18 protein-coding genes are annotated in these 17,388 nt (G+C 49.0%); 10 read left to right on the top strand and 8 right to left on the bottom strand.

Features of this window, described 5'->3' with window-relative positions; translation table 11 throughout:
• The first annotated feature begins 5 nt into the window (after positions 1-5).
• Together BLV22_RS12475 and BLV22_RS12470 are read left to right on the top strand one after the other, a co-directional pair.
• Entirely contained in the window at positions 6-818 is an 813-nt protein-coding gene (locus BLV22_RS12475) for a PRC-barrel domain-containing protein (protein WP_176967769.1), read from the top strand.
• A gap of 120 nt (positions 819-938) precedes the next feature.
• Positions 939-2,114, top strand: coding sequence for a DUF4317 domain-containing protein (locus BLV22_RS12470; RefSeq protein ID WP_091615908.1), 1,176 nt, complete (start codon positions 939-941; stop codon positions 2,112-2,114).
• Between the two features lie 85 nt (positions 2,115-2,199).
• Here the strand turns inward: BLV22_RS12470 and rlmD are convergent, their stop codons facing one another.
• A complete protein-coding gene (gene rlmD / locus BLV22_RS12465; protein WP_091615906.1) occupies positions 2,200-3,588 on the bottom strand; it encodes a 23S rRNA (uracil(1939)-C(5))-methyltransferase RlmD in 1,389 nt (462 codons plus the stop codon).
• 128 nt (positions 3,589-3,716) lie between these two features.
• On the opposite strand from rlmD, the gene BLV22_RS12460 reads away from it, so the two are divergent.
• Positions 3,717-4,214: a GNAT family N-acetyltransferase gene (locus BLV22_RS12460; RefSeq protein ID WP_176967768.1), complete on the top strand. Its 498-nt coding sequence runs from the start codon at positions 3,717-3,719 to the stop codon at positions 4,212-4,214.
• A gap of 14 nt (positions 4,215-4,228) precedes the next feature.
• Positions 4,229-4,954 (top strand): potassium channel family protein, encoded by a 726-nt coding sequence (locus BLV22_RS12455; RefSeq protein ID WP_091615900.1) that lies wholly within the window; start codon positions 4,229-4,231, stop codon positions 4,952-4,954.
• Here BLV22_RS12455 and BLV22_RS12450 read toward each other — a convergent pair.
• Entirely contained in the window at positions 4,942-5,466 is a 525-nt protein-coding gene (locus BLV22_RS12450; RefSeq protein WP_342706677.1) for a GNAT family N-acetyltransferase, read from the bottom strand. The two genes, BLV22_RS12455 and BLV22_RS12450, sit on opposite strands and share 13 nt — an antisense overlap.
• 172 nt (positions 5,467-5,638) lie before the next feature.
• Between BLV22_RS12450 and BLV22_RS12445 the strand changes: the two genes are divergently transcribed.
• The 4 genes from BLV22_RS12445 to BLV22_RS12430 all read left to right on the top strand — a co-directional run bounded on the left by BLV22_RS12445 (position 5,639) and on the right by BLV22_RS12430 (position 9,403).
• Complete coding sequence (locus tag BLV22_RS12445) at positions 5,639-6,619, top strand: aldo/keto reductase family protein (RefSeq protein ID WP_091615898.1); 981 nt, start codon at positions 5,639-5,641, stop codon at positions 6,617-6,619.
• Between the two features lie 132 nt (positions 6,620-6,751).
• Positions 6,752-8,275 (top strand): acetaldehyde dehydrogenase ExaC, encoded by a 1,524-nt coding sequence (exaC, locus tag BLV22_RS12440; protein ID WP_091615895.1) that lies wholly within the window; start codon positions 6,752-6,754, stop codon positions 8,273-8,275.
• Positions 8,276-8,315: 40 nt separating this feature from the next.
• Positions 8,316-8,687 carry a DUF779 domain-containing protein gene (locus BLV22_RS12435; protein WP_022793690.1) on the top strand — a complete coding sequence of 124 codons (372 nt, stop codon included), beginning with the start codon at positions 8,316-8,318 and terminating at the stop codon, positions 8,685-8,687.
• A 143-nt stretch (positions 8,688-8,830) separates the two neighbouring features.
• On the top strand, positions 8,831-9,403 hold the full coding sequence (locus tag BLV22_RS12430) for a GNAT family N-acetyltransferase (protein ID WP_091615892.1): 573 nt from the start codon (positions 8,831-8,833) through the stop codon (positions 9,401-9,403).
• Positions 9,404-9,431: 28 nt separating this feature from the next.
• Here the strand turns inward: BLV22_RS12430 and BLV22_RS12425 are convergent, their stop codons facing one another.
• The gene (locus BLV22_RS12425; RefSeq protein WP_091615889.1) at positions 9,432-10,319 is read right to left on the bottom strand and encodes a diacylglycerol kinase; all 888 of its coding nucleotides are present in this window, start codon (positions 10,317-10,319) and stop codon (positions 9,432-9,434) included.
• Between the two features lie 116 nt (positions 10,320-10,435).
• A complete protein-coding gene (locus BLV22_RS12420; RefSeq protein WP_091615888.1) occupies positions 10,436-11,371 on the bottom strand; it encodes a helix-turn-helix domain-containing protein in 936 nt (311 codons plus the stop codon).
• A 440-nt stretch (positions 11,372-11,811) separates the two neighbouring features.
• Between BLV22_RS12420 and BLV22_RS12415 the strand changes: the two genes are divergently transcribed.
• Entirely contained in the window at positions 11,812-12,123 is a 312-nt protein-coding gene (locus BLV22_RS12415; RefSeq protein ID WP_091615886.1) for a hypothetical protein, read from the top strand.
• A gap of 73 nt (positions 12,124-12,196) precedes the next feature.
• The gene (locus tag BLV22_RS12410; RefSeq protein ID WP_091615884.1) at positions 12,197-12,784 is read left to right on the top strand and encodes a GNAT family N-acetyltransferase; all 588 of its coding nucleotides are present in this window, start codon (positions 12,197-12,199) and stop codon (positions 12,782-12,784) included.
• Between the two features lie 19 nt (positions 12,785-12,803).
• Here BLV22_RS12410 and gatB read toward each other — a convergent pair whose 3' ends face one another.
• The 4 genes from gatB to BLV22_RS12390 form a co-directional block, all read right to left on the bottom strand.
• Entirely contained in the window at positions 12,804-14,240 is a 1,437-nt protein-coding gene (gatB, locus tag BLV22_RS12405) for an Asp-tRNA(Asn)/Glu-tRNA(Gln) amidotransferase subunit GatB (RefSeq protein WP_091615881.1), read from the bottom strand.
• Between the two features lie 16 nt (positions 14,241-14,256).
• The gene (gene gatA, locus BLV22_RS12400; protein ID WP_091615879.1) at positions 14,257-15,714 is read right to left on the bottom strand and encodes an Asp-tRNA(Asn)/Glu-tRNA(Gln) amidotransferase subunit GatA; all 1,458 of its coding nucleotides are present in this window, start codon (positions 15,712-15,714) and stop codon (positions 14,257-14,259) included.
• 17 nt (positions 15,715-15,731) lie between these two features.
• Complete coding sequence (gatC, locus tag BLV22_RS12395) at positions 15,732-16,022, bottom strand: Asp-tRNA(Asn)/Glu-tRNA(Gln) amidotransferase subunit GatC (protein WP_091615876.1); 291 nt, start codon at positions 16,020-16,022, stop codon at positions 15,732-15,734.
• 110 nt (positions 16,023-16,132) lie between these two features.
• Positions 16,133-17,335: a CamS family sex pheromone protein gene (locus BLV22_RS12390; protein WP_091615874.1), complete on the bottom strand. Its 1,203-nt coding sequence runs from the start codon at positions 17,333-17,335 to the stop codon at positions 16,133-16,135.
• Positions 17,336-17,388: the final 53 nt, after the last annotated feature.

Genomic DNA, 17,388 nt, shown 5'->3' with positions numbered 1-17,388 from the left:
AGCAATTGCTCGTACGTACAAAAGATTTTCAGGCATTTTGGATTTCAGCCACCGATGAAGAAGCAATCGGCTCCATTTCCGACGTCTATTTCGATTCCAGAGGCGAATGGAAGGTGCGGTTTCTCGTCGCTGATACCCGTACATGGTTTGTCGGAGGAAAAGTTCTGCTCAGCCCCGAACTGATTAACCGGCTCGATCTGGCCGGCCAGGCCATTCAGATGAATGCTTCGAAAGACCAGATTAAAAACAGTCCGAAACCGGACGAGCACGAACCTATCTCCCGTTCGTATGAAGCCTCAGTGCTAAATCATTACAACCTGGAGCCTTATTGGATCCCGACAGCCGGAAGCACCGGCACCGGGCCAGTCATGCCTGTAGGCGGGCCATTTGCCCCGGCGGATGACGACGATAATAATGCACGTCCTACCCATGACACAGCTGTCACTGGTACGGAAGAAAATGAAATGGAAGCTGCCCGAAACAAAGAAGACTACTACCTGCAGAGCACGAAGGATCTCCGCGGCTATGATATCGATGCGAGCGGTGAAAGCATCGGCACCATCTCCGACGTTGTTTTCGACACAAATGACTGGAGTATTCAGTTCATCGAAGTCGATACTGCTGGTGCCCTGTCAAGTGACCACTCTCTTGTTCCGGTGGAATGGTTTACTCAGTTCAGCGCCATGGATGAAAGTGCCACCACCAGTGTAAGCCGTGAAGCGGTGGAAAATTCACCTGATTACGAAGCGTCCATGACCTTAACCGATGACTACGGCAAAGAAATCCGCCGGCACTTTGGCAGCCCGTCAAACAGATAAACGACAGATTCCCGCTGCTTAAAAGCAGCGGGTTTTTATATATACCGGAACCGGAACCTCTGTGATATGTTAAAATAAATAAGCTAACAATCCTTCAAACAGCTCAGGAGTGGACTACCCATGGATAAAAAAGATATTGCCGATCTTCGCAGGCAGTTAAAAACAGACAATGACCTGCTCACGATCTCAGACATCTTTAACGTTTACATAATGAAAGAAACAACCGATATTTACCATCATCAGAGCCAGCCGTTCGAAATGCTCGACAGTGACCAGCAGGAGCTGTTTATGGCCAATTTCAAAAAGGTCCTCACCGGCCAGCTGGATGAAAAACTGTTCGAGCTGAAATTTCAGCAGGACGCTGAAGACTCCAGCCAGTTCATTCTTCACAAAGGTCTCTTAAGCCGCAACGTTGAAGACTGGAAGGAACAGATGCTTCGCATGACCGAAAAAATGATCGAAGACCATCCATATGAAAAGGACACCGTTATTACTTTTATCCGTGCCGACTATTTAAAGCCGGCAAAACAGCGGAACGAGGAAGCAGAAACGAGCGACCGCGATGCGGTATATTCCAATTCTTTCATTCTCTGCAGCATCAATAAGACAGAAGAGCCGAAAAAAGAAATGCAGTTTGACTACATTGAGAAGGAATTCAAATACAAGGTCGAGGCCGATCCGGTGATTGATCTTAAACATCCGTTGGCCGGCTTCCTGTTTCCAGCGATGACAGAGGGCGCCGCTGACGTCAATCATGTGCTTTATGCGGCCTCGAAGCCTAACGAGCCGGACTACCGGTTTATCGAAGACGTGCTGAACGGCGAAGAGATCGTCACCGCCAAAGAAAACAAAACAGTGTTCGAGGATATTGTGAGAGACGTGGTCGGCGACCAGATGAACCCCTCCACACTTGCGAACGTCTACGGGGAAATCCACAGGGTCGTCGAAGAAAACGAAGAGGATACCCCACCGACGCTTGACTATAAAGATGTCGAACGGGTACTGCAGCAGAGCGGCGAGCAGGTGGAGACCGACAAAGTCAAAACGGCCTTTCAGCGGGTTACCGATAACGAAACGTACGAACTCAAAGCAAACAGCATCGTGCCGAAGTACAATTCCAAATCCATTAAAATTAACACGAAAATCGCCAATATCGCGATCAGCCCGCAGGATCTTGAATATGTGAGACAGGTCAACTATCAGGGAAAGCGCTGCATTATGATTGAGATTGAAGAGGACGCAGAGATCGAAGGCTTTAAAATGCTGCCGGAGGCTTTTGGCGAAGATACTCAGTAATAGCACAAGGAAGGTCCCGCTCAGGGGCCTTCCTTGTTTTTTAATATACAGTTGTGCTGCTCGTATTCTTTCTGCATGCTCTCTCTTACTTTCGCACTAATTTCGTTGCCACTTCCACATGCGTGGTCTGCGGGAACATATCCACCGGCTGGGCTTCTACGACTTCGTATCCGCCTTCCACGAGGTGTTTTAAATCCCGGGCGAGTGTCGCCGGGTTACAGGAAACGTATATGATACGCTCGGGAGCTACCTCGAGCATCGTATCGAGCAGCTGTTCGTCGCAGCCCTTCCGCGGCGGATCCACAACAACGACATCCGGACGCAGCCCGTTTGCTTTTACCCACCACGGCATCACTTCCTCTGCTTTTCCTGTTGCAAAGGTTACGTTATCAAAATGATTCAGCTGCGCGTTTCGCTTTGCATCACTCACGGCCTGTGGCACTACCTCCACGCCGTAGACCTCCCGGGCTTTTTCTGCGAGAAACAGCGAGATGGTTCCGATGCCGCAGTAAGCATCAATAACCGTTTCATGACCGCGCAGGTCCGCGTACTCCAGCGCTTTATCATACAGCGTTTTTGTCTGGACCGGGTTCACCTGATAAAAGGACCGCGCGGAGATCGCAAACTTCACGTCACCAATGTGGTCGTAAATGTAGTCTTCGCCCCACAGCGTCTTCGTGCGTTCACCAAAGATGACATTCGTTCGTTTCGTATTCACGTTTTGAACGATGCTTGCCGTGTCCTTTACTTCACTGCACACAGCTTCGATAAACGCCTGCTCGTCCGGGATCTTTTTGCCATTTGTAATAAGCACAATCATCAGCTGGCCGGTGGTCGGGGCGTACCGCGTCACGACGTGGCGGAGAAAGCCGCGCCCGCTTTCTTCATCATAGGCGCTCATGCCAAACCGGCCGGCAATGTCCTTTACCTGCTGGACGGCATCGTCGTTTTCCTTCTGCTGAATGATGCACTCATCCATATCAATAATGTTGTGCGTCCGCTTCTGGTAAAATCCCGCTTTTAACCGGCCGTCCTCTTTTACACCAATCGGCACCTGGGCCTTGTTGCGGTAGCGCCAAGGGTCCTCCATGCCGATTGTATCGCGGACCACTGTTTCGTCGAGGCCGCCGATCCGTTCAAACGCGTCTTTAACCTGTTTATGCTTATAGCGGAGCTGGGCATCGTAAGTCATATGCTGCAGCTGGCAGCCGCCGCATTTTACATAAACCGGACACGGCGCTTCGGTACGTTCGCTGCTTTCTTCAAGAACAGTAATAAGCTTTCCAAAGCCGTAGCCTTTTTTTGTTTTAATAACCTTCGCCTGAATACGCTCACCGGGCAGGGCGTACGGAATAAACATCGCATATCCGTCGATTCTTCCGACCCCGTGTCCTTCGTGGGTTAAATCTTCGATCGTCGTCTCTATTAATTCGTTTTTTTCTACCGGAGCTTCCGGTTTATTTTGCTTACTCATTATTTCGTTCCTTCCGTTCATTCTAGTCTGTCAGCAAAATTGTAACACAGGAACGGTTTGGCGTCCGTCTGTTCGCACGCTATAATGAGGAATACAAAAAGCAAATGGTGAAGAACGGAGAGATACATATGAACATTCGACTGATCGAGCCGCCGGATGCAAACGTCCACCTGGCGTTCAGTCAGCAGCTCGATAACGAAACGTCGTATATGCTGATGGAGCCGGGTGAGCGAAAGCCAACGGCCGAACAGCATCAGCATATGGTGAATGAATTTATTATGAAGGAGCATCTCGTGCTTTATATTGTCGAAGACGCGGGCACGATCGTTGGACACGCGATGGGCGTCGGAGGCAGTACCGCCCGTAACTGCCGTACCGCCTCCGTCGTTATTGGCCTCCTGCCGGCATATCACCGTCTGGGCCTTGGAAGCCGGATGCTCGGGCGTATCGAAGCGTGGGGCCGGGAACGCAGACTTCACCGCCTGGAGCTGACCGTAATCGAAGAAAATACGGGGGCACGCGCTCTCTACGAACGCTTCGGCTTCCAGGAGGAAGGCATCAAAAGGGCTTCCCTTTTTGCCCACGGAGCGTATGTTAACGAAATAATGATGGCTAAGCTGCTGTAGAAAGGAGCAACACTGTGCGCATTTCATTTGAAGCGATTTATGAGCTGATTCTTGCCGCTCTCTTAATATTTTCTTTAACGGTGGAGTTGCCAACTGACCAGTCGCGGGCGCTCGATATATTTATCTACGTGTTGTTTGTAATCGATTTCGGCGTCCGCTTTTTTGCGAGCGACAATAAATGGCAGTACATTAAAAGCAATCCTCTCGAGCTGATCGCCATTTTGCCGCTTGGGGAAATTTTCCGGGCTGCCCGCCTCGTTCGTCTCTTAAAAGTTTTACGTCTAATTGTGCTTTTCAGCCGGAAGCACTCTCCGTTTGACGTATTTTTTTCTAAATACCATATAGACAGGGCTGTCGTTATTGTCGGCGTGCTTCTGTTTGCGGCCAGTCTTTCGATGCGATGGATTGAACCAGATTTTCACACGTATGAGGAGGCGCTGTGGTGGGCAATCGTAACGGTTACCTCAGTCGGGTACGGAGACTTCGTTCCGGTGACAACGGCCGGGAGAATTATTGCAAGCATTCTGATGATCGTCGGTATCAGCCTGATAGGTATCGTTACCGGTACTGTAGCCGCCTTTTTTTCCAACGATTATCGTACGCTTCCGCCGGAAGCCCGGCACGTCCAGGAAACGCTGAACCGTTACCCGGAGCTTACCACCAAGGAAATGGATGATATGATCGCTTCGCTTGAAAAGTGGAAGGAGCGCTACAAAAAAGAGGAAGATCAATCATCATAATTGTCTTCCTCATCCACACCGACCACCTGGCTGCGGCGTTCAAGCAGCACAACGTTGCGCCAGCGTCCCTGCATTTTGCCGATACGCTCCCGTACGCCTACTTCACGGAACCCTTTTCGCCGGTGAATACGCAGACTGTAGTCATTTTCAGGAAAAATACCGGCCTGCAGCATCCAGTAGCCTTCTGCTTCCGCTTTTTCAATCAATGCTTCCAGAAGCGTTCCGCCCACACCGCGGCCGCGCTCGTCCTGGTGAATATACACACTTGTTTCGCCTACACCTTCATATACTTCCCGGCCGGAAATCGGAGCGAGCGCTGCCCAGCCGATCACTTTTTCAGTTGTAGTGTCGATAGCAACGAGACGGCAGGCCAGGTCGTGAGTTGCTGACCACAGCTCCCATGACGGCGCCTCCGTTTCAAATGTCGCATGCTCACTCATAATGCCCATTTCATATATATCCCGGACTTCGGGCCAGTGCTCCTTTTGCATTCTCATTATGTAATAGTCCACGTGAATCCACCCCTTACCCTGCTTTTTTTCCTAGAATAACATACCTGTTTTTCTTTTGTTGATTTCAGCCTCTGCCTGCAAATTGTTTACAATTTAATGTTCAAAGGAATACTTTTAACGTATCCTGTCTCTCTGCCGCAGTGAATTATACTTATGAAAAGGACGTGTGCGCATGAAGTATCGTCGATTAGGGAACTCCGGGGTAAAAGTAAGTGAAATCGGCCTTGGCAGCTGGCTTACCTACGGCTCTTCCGTGGAAGACCAGACAGCTGGTAACATTATTCACCATGCATATGAAAACGGCATCAATTTCTTTGACACGGCAAACGTCTACAACCGGGGTGAAGCAGAAAAGGTCGTAGGCAAAGCTTTAAGCTCCTACAAACGGGACAGCTACGTGCTGGCTTCGAAGGTGTATTTTCCAATGGGTGATGGACCGAACGACCGCGGTCTCTCCCGCAAGCATATCATGGAACAGTGCGATGCCAGCCTGCAGCGGCTCGGTACGGATTATATGGACCTGTATCAATGCCACCGCTATGATCCCGACACCCCGCTGGAAGAGACGCTGATGGCGCTTGATGATCTCGTGCGCCAGGGTAAAATTCTGTACTACGGGTTCAGCGAATGGACCGGTACCCAGATCAGCGACGCGGCTCACATTGCCGATAAACGAAACCTTCACCGGCCGGTATCGAACCAGCCGATCTACAATATGCTCGTGCGCTATATTGAAAAAGAGGTCCTTCCGATCAGCGAACGTGAGGGGCTCGGACAAGTGGTCTTCTCCCCCCTTGCCCAGGGTATTTTAACCGGGAAGTACCGCCCGGGCGAACAGCCTCCGGCCGACAGCCGTGCCGCTAATTCAGATATTAATTTTGCGATGGAACGCTTCATGGATGACCGCATTCTCGAAAATGTCGTAAAATTGGAAGATTTGGCCCGGAATGAACTCGGAGTTAAGCTGTCCCAGCTTGCCCTCGCCTGGATTCTCCGAAAGCCGGGCGTAAGCTCTACTATCGTCGGAGCAAGCCGGCCCGAGCAGCTTGAAGAAAACTTAAAAGCTGCAGAGCTGGAGCTTCCGGACAACCTGCTCGATGAAATCGACAGCACCCTGCAGGAAATTGATCATATTACCTCCGGGCTTCATTAAATAACTCCCCACCAGCTGCGGCGGGAATATTTTTATAATCAGAACTTCTATATTTCCATTATTTTTAAATGGTGCTATAATGAACTTGTGTAAGCGTTTCCAATTTTTCTCTAAAACGAAGGAGGATTTTGCATGAGATACGATGCACCAAACACCCCTGAAAGCCTGGTACATTTTAAAAACAGATACGATAACTTTATTGGAGGCGAGTACAGGCCGCCGGCCCAGGGCGAATATTTCGACAACGTCAGCCCAGTGACCGGTACCGTTTTCTGCCAGATTGCCCGTTCAACGAAAGAGGATGTTGACGCGGCAGTAGAAGCAGCAAACAAAGCGAAAGAAGCCTGGGGCAAAACATCAACAACAGAACGCTCCAATATTTTAAATAAAATGGCGAACCGGATGGAAGAAAACCTTGAAATGCTTGCCGTGGCCGAAACATGGGAAAACGGCAAAGCTGTGCGGGAAACACTCAATGCTGATATACCACTTGCCATCGACCATCTGCGCTATTTCGCGGGCGTCATCCGTGCCCAGGAAGGAACGATCGGACAGATTGACGATGACACAGTAGCGTACCATTTCCACGAGCCGCTCGGCGTTGTCGGCCAGATTATCCCATGGAACTTCCCGATCCTTATGGGCATCTGGAAGATCGCACCTGCGCTTGCTGCCGGCAACTGCATCGTGCTCAAACCGGCTGAACAGACACCAGCGTCGATTTACAAGGTGCTTGAGCTTGTCGAAGATATTCTGCCGCCAGGCGTTCTGAACGTAGTGAGCGGATTCGGGGTTGAAGCCGGCAAACCGCTTGCCCAGCACGAAGGCATTGATAAAGTGGCATTCACCGGGGAAACCACGACTGGCCGCCTGATTATGCAGTACGCTTCAGAAAATATTATTCCGGTAACGCTCGAGCTTGGTGGCAAATCACCGAATATTTTCTTTGAAGACGTGATGGCCGAAGACGACTCGTATCTTGATAAAGCGATCGAAGGCTTCGTCATGTTTGCCTTGAACCAGGGGGAAGTGTGCACGTGTCCATCCCGTGCTCTCATCCAGGAATCCATTTATGACAAATTTATCGAACGGGCCATCGAACGCGTAAAAGCCATCAACGTCGGTCACCCGCTCGACACCGACACTATGATGGGCGCCCAGGCTTCCAAGGAACAGCTCGATAAAATCCTTTCGTATTTGGATATCGGGAAACAGGAAGGCGCAGAGGTTCTCGTCGGCGGCGAAGCAGCCCAGGTCGACGATGAAGACCGTTCACAGGGGTATTATGTACAGCCAACCGTATTTAAAGGCCACAACAAAATGCGCGTGTTCCAGGAAGAGATCTTCGGACCGGTGCTGAGTGTGACTACCTTTAAAACAAAAGAAGAAGCGATGGAAATCGCCAACGATACGCTGTACGGACTTGGCGCCGGCGTCTGGTCCCGCGATATGAACACCGCGTACCGGTTCGGGCGTGCGATCCAGGCCGGCCGCGTATGGACCAACTGCTTCCATGACTATCCGGCGCATGCAGCGTTCGGAGGCTATAAAAAATCGGGTATTGGCCGGGAGAACCACAAAATGATGCTCGACCATTACCAGCAGACGAAAAACCTTCTGGTCAGCTACAGCGAACAGCCGAAAGGATTCTTTTAAGAACCCAGCGGCCGGAAGCATTTAAAAAGGAGGATTTATCATGGCAGTAGAGCGTGTAACCGCTACTGACGCTGCCCTTGAACTGATTAACCGACTGACAAAACGACATGGCCCCTTAATGTTTCACCAGTCCGGCGGCTGCTGCGACGGCAGCGCCCCTATGTGTTATCCGGAAGGCGACTTTAAAACCGGCAACAGCGACATGTATATGGGTGATATTGGCGGAGCCCCGTTTTATATGTCGAAGGATCAATTTGAATACTGGAAGCATACGCAGTTGATTATTGATGTTGTCGACGGCCGTGGCGGGATGTTTTCCCTCGAAGGACCTGAGGGCAAACGGTTTTTAACCCGCTCACGGGTGTTTTCCGAGGAAGAACGCACAGAGCTCGAACAAAATTCTACTGTTTAAACATCCAGGCATTCTGCATTCGCGCAGAATGCCTTTTTTCTGCCTGGTGTGCCTATTGTCATTTTGGGTATTTCTTATTATTCTATAATTAACAAAGAAATAAGCACCGTTTGAGGGCGCGCTACAGTAAAGGATGAAGGCCTATGCATCATTCATCAACATCACCGTTCAGACCCTTCCCCACCCTGGAGACGTCAAGGCTCCGGCTTCGGGCCCTGCGTTATTCAGATCTTGAAGATATTTACGAATACGCCTCCAACCCGCTTGTCTCCCGCAACGTTTTGTGGGACACCCACAGAAGCCGCGGGGAAACAAAAGATTTTCTGGATATCACGATGAACTCCTATAAATACGGCGACCGGGCACCGTTTGGCATCGAACGCAAGGACTCCGGCAAAGTAATCGGCACCATCGATTTTGTTCATTGGGACCGCGGCCATGCCAATGGGGAAATTGGCTACACGCTCGCCCCGGATCATTGGAATCAGGGATTCGGATCGGAAGCAGCACGGGAAATTATCCGTTTCGGCTTTGAAGATATGGGCCTGCACCGGATTGAAGCCCGGTGTTTTATCGAAAATACAGCCTCAGCTAAGGTGATGGAAAAGGTCGGCATGGTACATGAAGGCACACTGCGCCGTTCGCTGCTGATTCAGGGGATACGGCGGGATGTGATGATTTACGCTATTTTAAAAACAGAATGGAAAAACAATTAAAAAAACAGCCGGCGATGCGGCTGTTTTTTTATGGGCAGAACAATTCAATATGCTGATATAAATTTTCAAACGTCGCCGGCAGATGGCCGCCGTATTCCCCGTCAAGATTCAGCTGCATGTCTTCCTCTGCCTCTATACGGAGATGTTTTGCTTTAAAATATTTGATTTTAGGATTTTCCAGATGCCTCCCGCGTAAGGCCTGGCGCAAAAGCTGGCTGAATTCAAACATCGTCATCTTCTGTACGATCAGCACATCAAAATAGCCGTCATTGTATTCTGCCTGCGGTAGCAACTTTTCAAATCCGCCGACGGAATTGGTGTTGGATACGAGAAACATTGTAATTTCTTCCTCGAGAAATTTTCCATCATATTCAACAGTCGTCATCTGCGGATGCAGGGACCAGAATTTCTCAAACCCTTTAATGAAATAGGCGGCCTGTCCAAGCGCCGTTTTAAGCCCCTTCGGAGTGTCATATGTGAGCTCCGTCAGCTTCCCGCCTGCAGCAATATTAATAAAGTATGAGCCGTTTGCCTTTCCTATATCAATGCCCTGGGTGCGTCCGCGCGCAAATACATCGCAGACTTCTTTAATTTCTTTTCCCTGCAGTCCAAGGGCACGCGCAAAATCATTCGTCGTTCCAGCAGGAATAAGTCCTACTTTGGGGCGCCATTCCTGTTCGGCTATTCCGTTAATGACCTCAAAAATAGTCCCGTCCCCGCCTGCGGCGACCACGGCTTCGAATCTGTCCTCCGAGGCGCGGCGTGCCTCGTCCCGGGCGTCGCCTTCCCCGCGGGTCATAAAGGCCGAGGTTTCGTACCCCGCCTGCTCCATCCGGTCTAATATATAAGGCACCTGCCGCTCCATCTGTTCTCTTCCGGACGTTGGATTGTAGATGACTCTTGCTCGTTTTCGCATATTTTAACCCCTATTACATCGAAGATTTCATTTCATCTGGATAATATATAAAAGAACTATCTTTTTCCGTCATTGTTCCATGCGTTACTAATTAATTGTATACTATTGTTAACTAATTAAACAGTAGCGGTTGTAGAGTCTATATTTTTTGGCTTAAACTTGGAGCGTTGTGCAAAGGTAGCCCTTTGAAATCGCAGGTAATTTTCTTCTATAAAATCATAAAACATCTTTTGCCCTTTATCTTGTAGGATAAACATGGCTTTTTCCATGCACCGTAAAGCATTCGCATATTCGCCCATATAAAATAAAGCTACCCCCTTTTGGTAATAAAGTTCACCTAACAGATACACTGATTCTATTTCATATATATATGTCAATCCTTCATTTGCGATTTCCAGGCTTTTTTCAAACTGCATAGCTTTAGAGTATACAATACACAAATTCATATAAATTTTTGTTTTGGAAGTATCCCATTGTGCCACAGGAAGTTTTGTATAAAGAGCAAGAGCCTTATTAAAATAATAAATGGCATCTTCATATTCGTTCATATCCATATATACTGTACCAATATTTATATATATACCAATATCTTCTTCTGTGATGCTTAAAGAGCCTGTATCCACATCCATGGCTAACTTTAATAATTCCAGAGACTCTTCTTTTTCAAACGTTAATTTAGAGTGGCAGGCAGCTCTTTTCCATAATAAAAATTTAAGATGGACAGGCTTTCGAAATAGTGGATTTTTTAATTCCTGTCTAATGATTTTCATTGCTTCTTCTAATTCATATATACGTACTAATTTATCAATTTTATCCTTAGTTTCCTGTATATAGTTAAATCGGGGAGCTTCATGATCTTCAAAAAAATAGCTGATTTTCACTCCTAGTTTTATCGCCATTTGGTGCAGGATATCTGCGGTCGGCTGCATTTCTCCTCGTTCAATTTTGGAAACAGCTCTTTGAGAGCAAATATTTTCAGCCAGTTCTCTTTGACTAACTTCGTAGTACTGTCTTAAATCTTTTAACTTTTTCCCGACATTTGAATCTTCCATACAACCACCTTTTAAGAACTATAGTTCTAACTAACCTAGATTTTACCACAATTCTAGAGCTTTTACCTAATTATTGGGCAATGAAGGCATTAGACGCCCAAAGATATTTATGCTCGTATATGTCATAATGCATATAGAAAATAATTACAGAGTTTCTTGTAGGAGGGTTGTTTTCAGTGAAAGCTAATTTAATTAAATTGACTGTAGCTATAGGGTTAGTAACAACAGTTGGCGCTGCTGGCGATTTCCAGTTACTAGTTAACTTGCCAGGAATAATGTAATTATTTTTAAATAATCGTAAACCGTCACCCTCGACACACGTTTCACACCATTAACCAAGCTTACCCCTGTTATATTTTTGTATCCCTTGCAGTTTAGCTGGCAGGGGATTTTTTTTATTACTTACTGTCTAAACATTCATCGGCATAGGAGGAGCGGACATGCACCCGGATCAACATATTGCTTACTTTGTGGAACAATTTTTGTACCAGCTGGATCACGCGGATGATCCGGCCGAGCTCTGCCAGCTCCGCGACCACGTGTTTGAACAGAGTGCCCTTATCGGCACGCGCCTCCCTTATATTGAAATGATGGGTACAATCTGGCACAAACACCCTGCCACCCTTCAGGAGGCACTTGAGGCAGAGCCTGTCTGTTATGGCCTTTTGATTGATACGTTTCAGCATATCCCCCCGAATCAGTTTGTGTATATGCGCTGGCGCCTGCACGAATGGGCCAGACTTTCCGCTTAAACATAAAATGGGTTATATCCTGCAGATTATCGGGAAAATACTCTCCACCTATAGTTTACGGAGGGGATAAAAAATGGCTGAGTTTACTGTGGATTCCCAAATATACCTTCGTCCGTTTAAAGATAAAGATGCTGCCGACTACCTGCAGCTGGTGGAGGACAATCGTTCGTATCTGCGGCACTGGCTGCCGTGGGTGGATAAGACACGCGAGCTGCGCGACGTACTCCGCTTTTTTGAGCACCGCGCCAAGCTTGCCCGCCGCGGCACCTCCTACACGTTTGGCATCTGGTTTGAAGGCAGGCTCGCCGGTGCCATCAGCTTCAACCACGTGTACCGCCTGACCCGGCGCACCGTTATTGGCTACTGGCTCGCTGCCCCGTTTCAGGGCAGAGGCATTATGACCCGGGCGGTGCAGAGATTGACTGATTATGCCTTCCGGGACATTCACCTCAGGCGTGTCGATATTTGTGTTGCTCCGAACAACCGGCCCAGTCGTTCTATTCCGGAGCGGCTCGGCTTTGAAAAATACAAATATGTGCGCAATGCCGAATGGCTGTATGACCATTACGTCGATCACGTCGTCTATACCATGCGTTCGCGCTTCTGGCTTCCGGCCATTCTCGGCGCTGGCCCGGAGCATACAAAAACCCCGCAGTTTTAACGCTGCGGGGTTTTTCGTATTAGCGCTGTTCCATGCCTTCAAGAATTAAAGAGTTCACCATCTGCGGGTTGGCTTTCCCTTTCGTTTCCTTCATCACCTGTCCGACTAAGAAGCCGAGCGCTTTGTCTTTTCCGTTTTTGTAGTCTTCGATCGACTGCGGATTGTTATCCAGTATTCCGTCGACCACCTGTTTCAGCTCTCCTTCATCGGAGATCTGCATAAGTCCTTTATCTTTTACGATCTGTTCCGGATCGCCGCCCTGCTCCATAACATCTGCAAATACCTGCTTGGCAATTTTGCTTGAAATGGTGCCTTTTTCAATAAGTTCAATCAGCTTGGCAAGCGACTGCGGGGTGAGCGCGGTCTCTTCGATATCCATATCGTTGTTGTTTAAATAGCCGCTTACCTCGCCCATCAGCCAGTTGGCTGTAAGCTTGCTGTCCGCTCCGGCATCAACAGTTTCCTGGAAAAAGTCCGCGATTGCTTTGGACTGCACCAGTACCGATGCATCGTATTCGGAAAGACCGAAGTCCTCGATGTAACGCTTCTTCCGCGCGTCCGGCAGCTCGGGAATTAACGCCCCGATCCGTGATTTCCAGTTTTCATCGATATAGTACGTCACCAGATCCGGTTCCGGGAAGTAACGGTAATCGTCCGAGCCTTCTTTGATACGCATCAGAATTGTTTCTTTTTTCGCATCATCCCACCTGCGCGTTTCCTGCAGTACTTCCCCGCCGGCAAGCAGTTCTTTTTCCTGGCGCTCTTCTTCAAATGCCAGTCCTTTTTGCACATTCGTAAATGAGTTCAGGTTTTTCAGCTCAGTTTTCGTGCCGAATTCCTCCTGGCCTGCCGGACGAATGGAAATGTTCGCATCACAACGGAGCGATCCCTCTTCCATTTTGCAGTCGGAAACGTCGGTATACTGCAGAATCGCTTTTAGTTTTTCCAGGTAGGCGTAGCCTTCCTCCGGCGTCGTAATATCCGGCTCTGACACAATTTCAATCAGTGGTGTGCCGACACGGTTAAAATCGACGAGAGAGTGGCCTCCATCTTCGTCGTGCGTGAGCTTTCCGGCGTCTTCTTCCATATGAATGCGGGTGATACCGATACGCTTCGGCCCGTTTTCTTCTGTTTCAATGTCAATCCACCCGTTTTCCCCAATCGGCTGGTCAAACTGGGAAATTTGATAAGCTTTCGGGTTGTCGGGATAAAAGTAGTTTTTCCGGTCGAATTTCGTTTCTGCGGCAATGTCGCAGTTCAGTGCAAGCGCTGCTTTCATGGCGTAGTTGACCGCCTGCTCATTCAAAACCGGCAGCACTCCCGGATGGCCCAGGCAGACCGGGCACGTATGCGTATTCGGAGGAGCACCAAATTCGGTTGAGCAGTTGCAGAAAATCTTTGTGTTTGTTTTTAACTCTGCATGGACTTCGAGTCCAATGATTGTTTCAAAGTTCATGGTCCTGGTTCCTCCCCTATAATTCCGGTCTGGCTTTATGGTGTTCAGTTGCCTGTTCAAATGCGTGAGCAACTGTATAGATCGTTTCTTCAGCAAACGGCTTGGCTATAATCTGCAGGCCGACCGGCATACTATCCGAGAAGCCGCACGGCACAGAAATTGCCGGAATACCAGCCAAGTTTACCGGAATGGTTAGAATGTCGTTAGCGTACATGGTGAGCGGATCATCGAGCTGTTCCCCGAGTTTAAACGCGGTCGTCGGCGCTGTCGGCCCGACGATGACATCATAGTCGGCAAACACTTTTTCGAAATCCCGGCGGATCAGCGTCCGCACCTGCTGGGCCTTCTTGTAGTAGGCATCATAATAACCGGCGCTCAAAGCAAATGTTCCAAGCATGATCCGGCGCTTTACTTCTTCACCGAAGCCTTTGCTGCGGGTTTCTTTATACATTTCCACCAGGTCCTTCGCGTTCTCATCGCGGACACCGTAGCGGACACCGTCAAAGCGGGCCAGGTTGGCCGAAGCCTCCGAAGAAGCGATTAAATAGTACGCAGCCACTGCGTATTTTGAATGCGGAAGGGAGACTTCTTCCCATACAGCACCCTGCTCTTCCAGAACTTTCAGCGCTTCAAGCACCCGCTGTTTGACGCCTTCATCCACGCCTTCCCCGATGTATTCGGACGGCACGCCAATTTTCAGGCCTTTAACTTCCTTGCCGAGTGCCTCCAGGTAATTTGGTACTTCCACGTCTGCAGAGGTTGAGTCGTTCTCGGAATGACCGGCAATCTGCTGCAATACGTAAGCATTATCTTCAACCGAACGGGTAAGCGGCCCGATCTGATCCAGGGAAGAAGCAAAAGCAACAAGACCGTACCGTGATACGCGTCCGTAGGTAGGCTTCAAGCCGACAACCCCGCAGTAGGACGCCGGCTGACGGATGGATCCGCCCGTGTCCGACCCTAACGAAAACAGCACTTCGCCGGCTGCCACAGAGGCTGCTGAACCGCCGCTCGAACCGCCTGGTACGTACTCAGTGTTCCACGGGTTTCTCGTTTCCTGCACACCGGAGTTTTCCGTCGAGGAGCCCATGGCAAATTCGTCCATGTTCAGCTTCCCGACCGTCACTGTTTCCGACTCTCCCAGTTTATCCATCACAGTTGCGTTATGGACCGGATCAAAGTTTGCAAGCAGCTGGCTCGCGCAGGTGGTCCGCAGATCCTGGGTGATAATATTGTCTTTAATGCCTGCTGGCATGCCGAACAAAAACGGAACCTCGCCGCCGTTTTGAATCTGTTTGTCGAGCTTTTCAGCCTGCTCAAGTGCCCGGTCTTCATTTAACGTTAAAAACGCTTTTACGTCTGCGTCTACTTCACGAATACGGGCAAATGAAGCCTCCACCAGTTCGGCGACAGTTACTTCCTGGTTTTTTATCTTTGTATGTAACGACGCTACACTTTCTTCCAAAATGGACATACGTTATCTCCCTTCTTTTACTCCAGCACGGATGGTACTTTGACCTGGCCGTCTTTTTGGTCCGGAGCATTTTTTAATGCTTCTTCCCGGTCAAGCGATGGTTGAATGGTATCTTCACGCAGTACGTTGTGAATATCCAGTACGTGGGATGTCGGCTCCACGTCAGTCGTATCGAGTTCATCGAGCTGTTCAGCAAATCCAATGATCGCATCAAGCTCTTCGGTCAGCTTTTCCAAATCCTCATCAGAAACGGAAAGTCGTGCCAGATGGGCCACGTGCTCCACGTCTTCTTTTGAAATATGAGCCATCAGTTTTTCCTCCTTTAAATGCTGCTATCGTTCTTCTGTTGCGACAATACTCTGATCATATCAAAGAAAAAGGAAAGCGGGCAACTGTGCCCACTTCCCGAGTTCACAAATTACTCATTGTATACGTGAACGTACATATCTTCTCCCGGTTCTTTCGTAATTAACGCTTCCTGGCCGGAGGAAGAATTAATATTCACTTCAACTTCAAGACCGTTTGGAAAAATATCTTCTGTTTTATCCGCCACGTGCTGAGTAAAGGCAATAATTTCTGTTTTACTGTAAAATTGAATTGGAATATCAATCGTCAGGCTGTCGAGTTCACCGTTGACGTAATGACCTTCTCCAACCACACCAACTGTATTTTCAAAAAAGCTGTTCACTTCGTTACTAAACTCATCAAACATTTCGGAATCAGAACGGTTATTTTCCTCTGCTTCCGAAGACGGGAACAGATAGTTCGATTCATTTAACTCATTCCAGTTTCCGGGCTCCTGCCCCGGCTCAGCCATACCAGTGGCAATAAACGTTCCCGGCACACTCGAATCTCTCGGCGCCTCCTGGAAGATGGTAAACATGACCGGCACCTCTTCAATCCGGTCCGAGTTTTCACGCTCATTGTTTCGCAGGCGCTTGGTAATTTCTTCTGCAATACGCTGCGCGTCCTCGAGAGCATTTTCTTCACTGATGGACTCCTCGAGCCACGGACCGTATGTACCGTCTTCATATTCTTCGCGGAAGTAATATGTTTCATTCATCGACAGCCCGATGACAATACCGCCAAGTTCAAGGCCTCCGCTTCCCTCTTCCATATAGTTATGTTCAAGCAGATTGGACATTGTTCTCGGTTCACCGCGTTCGCGCTCCTCAAACCCGTCTCCTTTACTGCCGGCAAGCGGTGGATTCAGCCCTCTCGGCCTCGTTGTCGATTCACCGTCGCCTTCTTCGCCTTCCCGGAGCAACCAGTTGTTTAATTCACTGCGTTCGATAACCTGGCCTTCCCGGAAGTAATAATTGTCCTGGCTGAACTCTTCCGAAGCAAGCTCCTGCATGCCAATTTCCATCCGCTCAAGATCAAAGCGGTTATAAACAATGGAATTGCTGAGTCCCCGGGATTCACCCGTGACGTACTGGCCGTCGTCCGTGAGCACCGCCCGGTAGTACTCATCCAGACTTGGAATGCCGGCGCTCAGTGACAAATCTTCTTCTGATTCCGGCTGAGAATCCTCTGATTCTGATTCATCCCCGCCAAACAATCCGCATCCTGATAATGCAAACACGGAAGCAGCTATAACAAGGCCGGCTCTTTTCCGCATGATATCATTTCCTCCATTCCCGGCGTTTCCTTCCAGATATTCTTTCTTTTTTG

The organism is Marinococcus luteus, from assembly GCF_900106595.1.
In the GTDB taxonomy this organism is placed as follows: Bacteria; Bacillota; Bacilli; order Bacillales; family Marinococcaceae; genus Marinococcus; species Marinococcus luteus.
This window is presented reverse-complemented; position numbering and strand designations above follow the sequence as displayed.

What these genes read in the sequence shown, in the direction of transcription:
- BLV22_RS12470 (WP_091615908.1), top strand. Translation starts at nt 939, where the DNA reads ATGGATAAAAAAGATATTGCCGATCTTCGCAGGCAGTTAAAAACAGAC.
- rlmD (WP_091615906.1), bottom strand. Translation starts at nt 3,588, where the DNA reads ATGAGTAAGCAAAATAAACCGGAAGCTCCGGTAGAAAAAAACGAATTA.
- BLV22_RS12460 (WP_176967768.1), top strand. Translation starts at nt 3,717, where the DNA reads ATGAACATTCGACTGATCGAGCCGCCGGATGCAAACGTCCACCTGGCG.
- BLV22_RS12445 (WP_091615898.1), top strand. Translation starts at nt 5,639, where the DNA reads ATGAAGTATCGTCGATTAGGGAACTCCGGGGTAAAAGTAAGTGAAATC.
- exaC (WP_091615895.1), top strand. Translation starts at nt 6,752, where the DNA reads ATGAGATACGATGCACCAAACACCCCTGAAAGCCTGGTACATTTTAAA.
- BLV22_RS12435 (WP_022793690.1), top strand. Translation starts at nt 8,316, where the DNA reads ATGGCAGTAGAGCGTGTAACCGCTACTGACGCTGCCCTTGAACTGATT.
- BLV22_RS12430 (WP_091615892.1), top strand. Translation starts at nt 8,831, where the DNA reads ATGCATCATTCATCAACATCACCGTTCAGACCCTTCCCCACCCTGGAG.
- BLV22_RS12425 (WP_091615889.1), bottom strand. Translation starts at nt 10,319, where the DNA reads ATGCGAAAACGAGCAAGAGTCATCTACAATCCAACGTCCGGAAGAGAA.
- BLV22_RS12420 (WP_091615888.1), bottom strand. Translation starts at nt 11,371, where the DNA reads ATGGAAGATTCAAATGTCGGGAAAAAGTTAAAAGATTTAAGACAGTAC.
- BLV22_RS12415 (WP_091615886.1), top strand. Translation starts at nt 11,812, where the DNA reads ATGCACCCGGATCAACATATTGCTTACTTTGTGGAACAATTTTTGTAC.
- BLV22_RS12410 (WP_091615884.1), top strand. Translation starts at nt 12,197, where the DNA reads ATGGCTGAGTTTACTGTGGATTCCCAAATATACCTTCGTCCGTTTAAA.
- gatB (WP_091615881.1), bottom strand. Translation starts at nt 14,240, where the DNA reads ATGAACTTTGAAACAATCATTGGACTCGAAGTCCATGCAGAGTTAAAA.
- gatA (WP_091615879.1), bottom strand. Translation starts at nt 15,714, where the DNA reads ATGTCCATTTTGGAAGAAAGTGTAGCGTCGTTACATACAAAGATAAAA.
- gatC (WP_091615876.1), bottom strand. Translation starts at nt 16,022, where the DNA reads ATGGCTCATATTTCAAAAGAAGACGTGGAGCACGTGGCCCATCTGGCA.
- BLV22_RS12390 (WP_091615874.1), bottom strand. Translation starts at nt 17,335, where the DNA reads ATGCGGAAAAGAGCCGGCCTTGTTATAGCTGCTTCCGTGTTTGCATTA.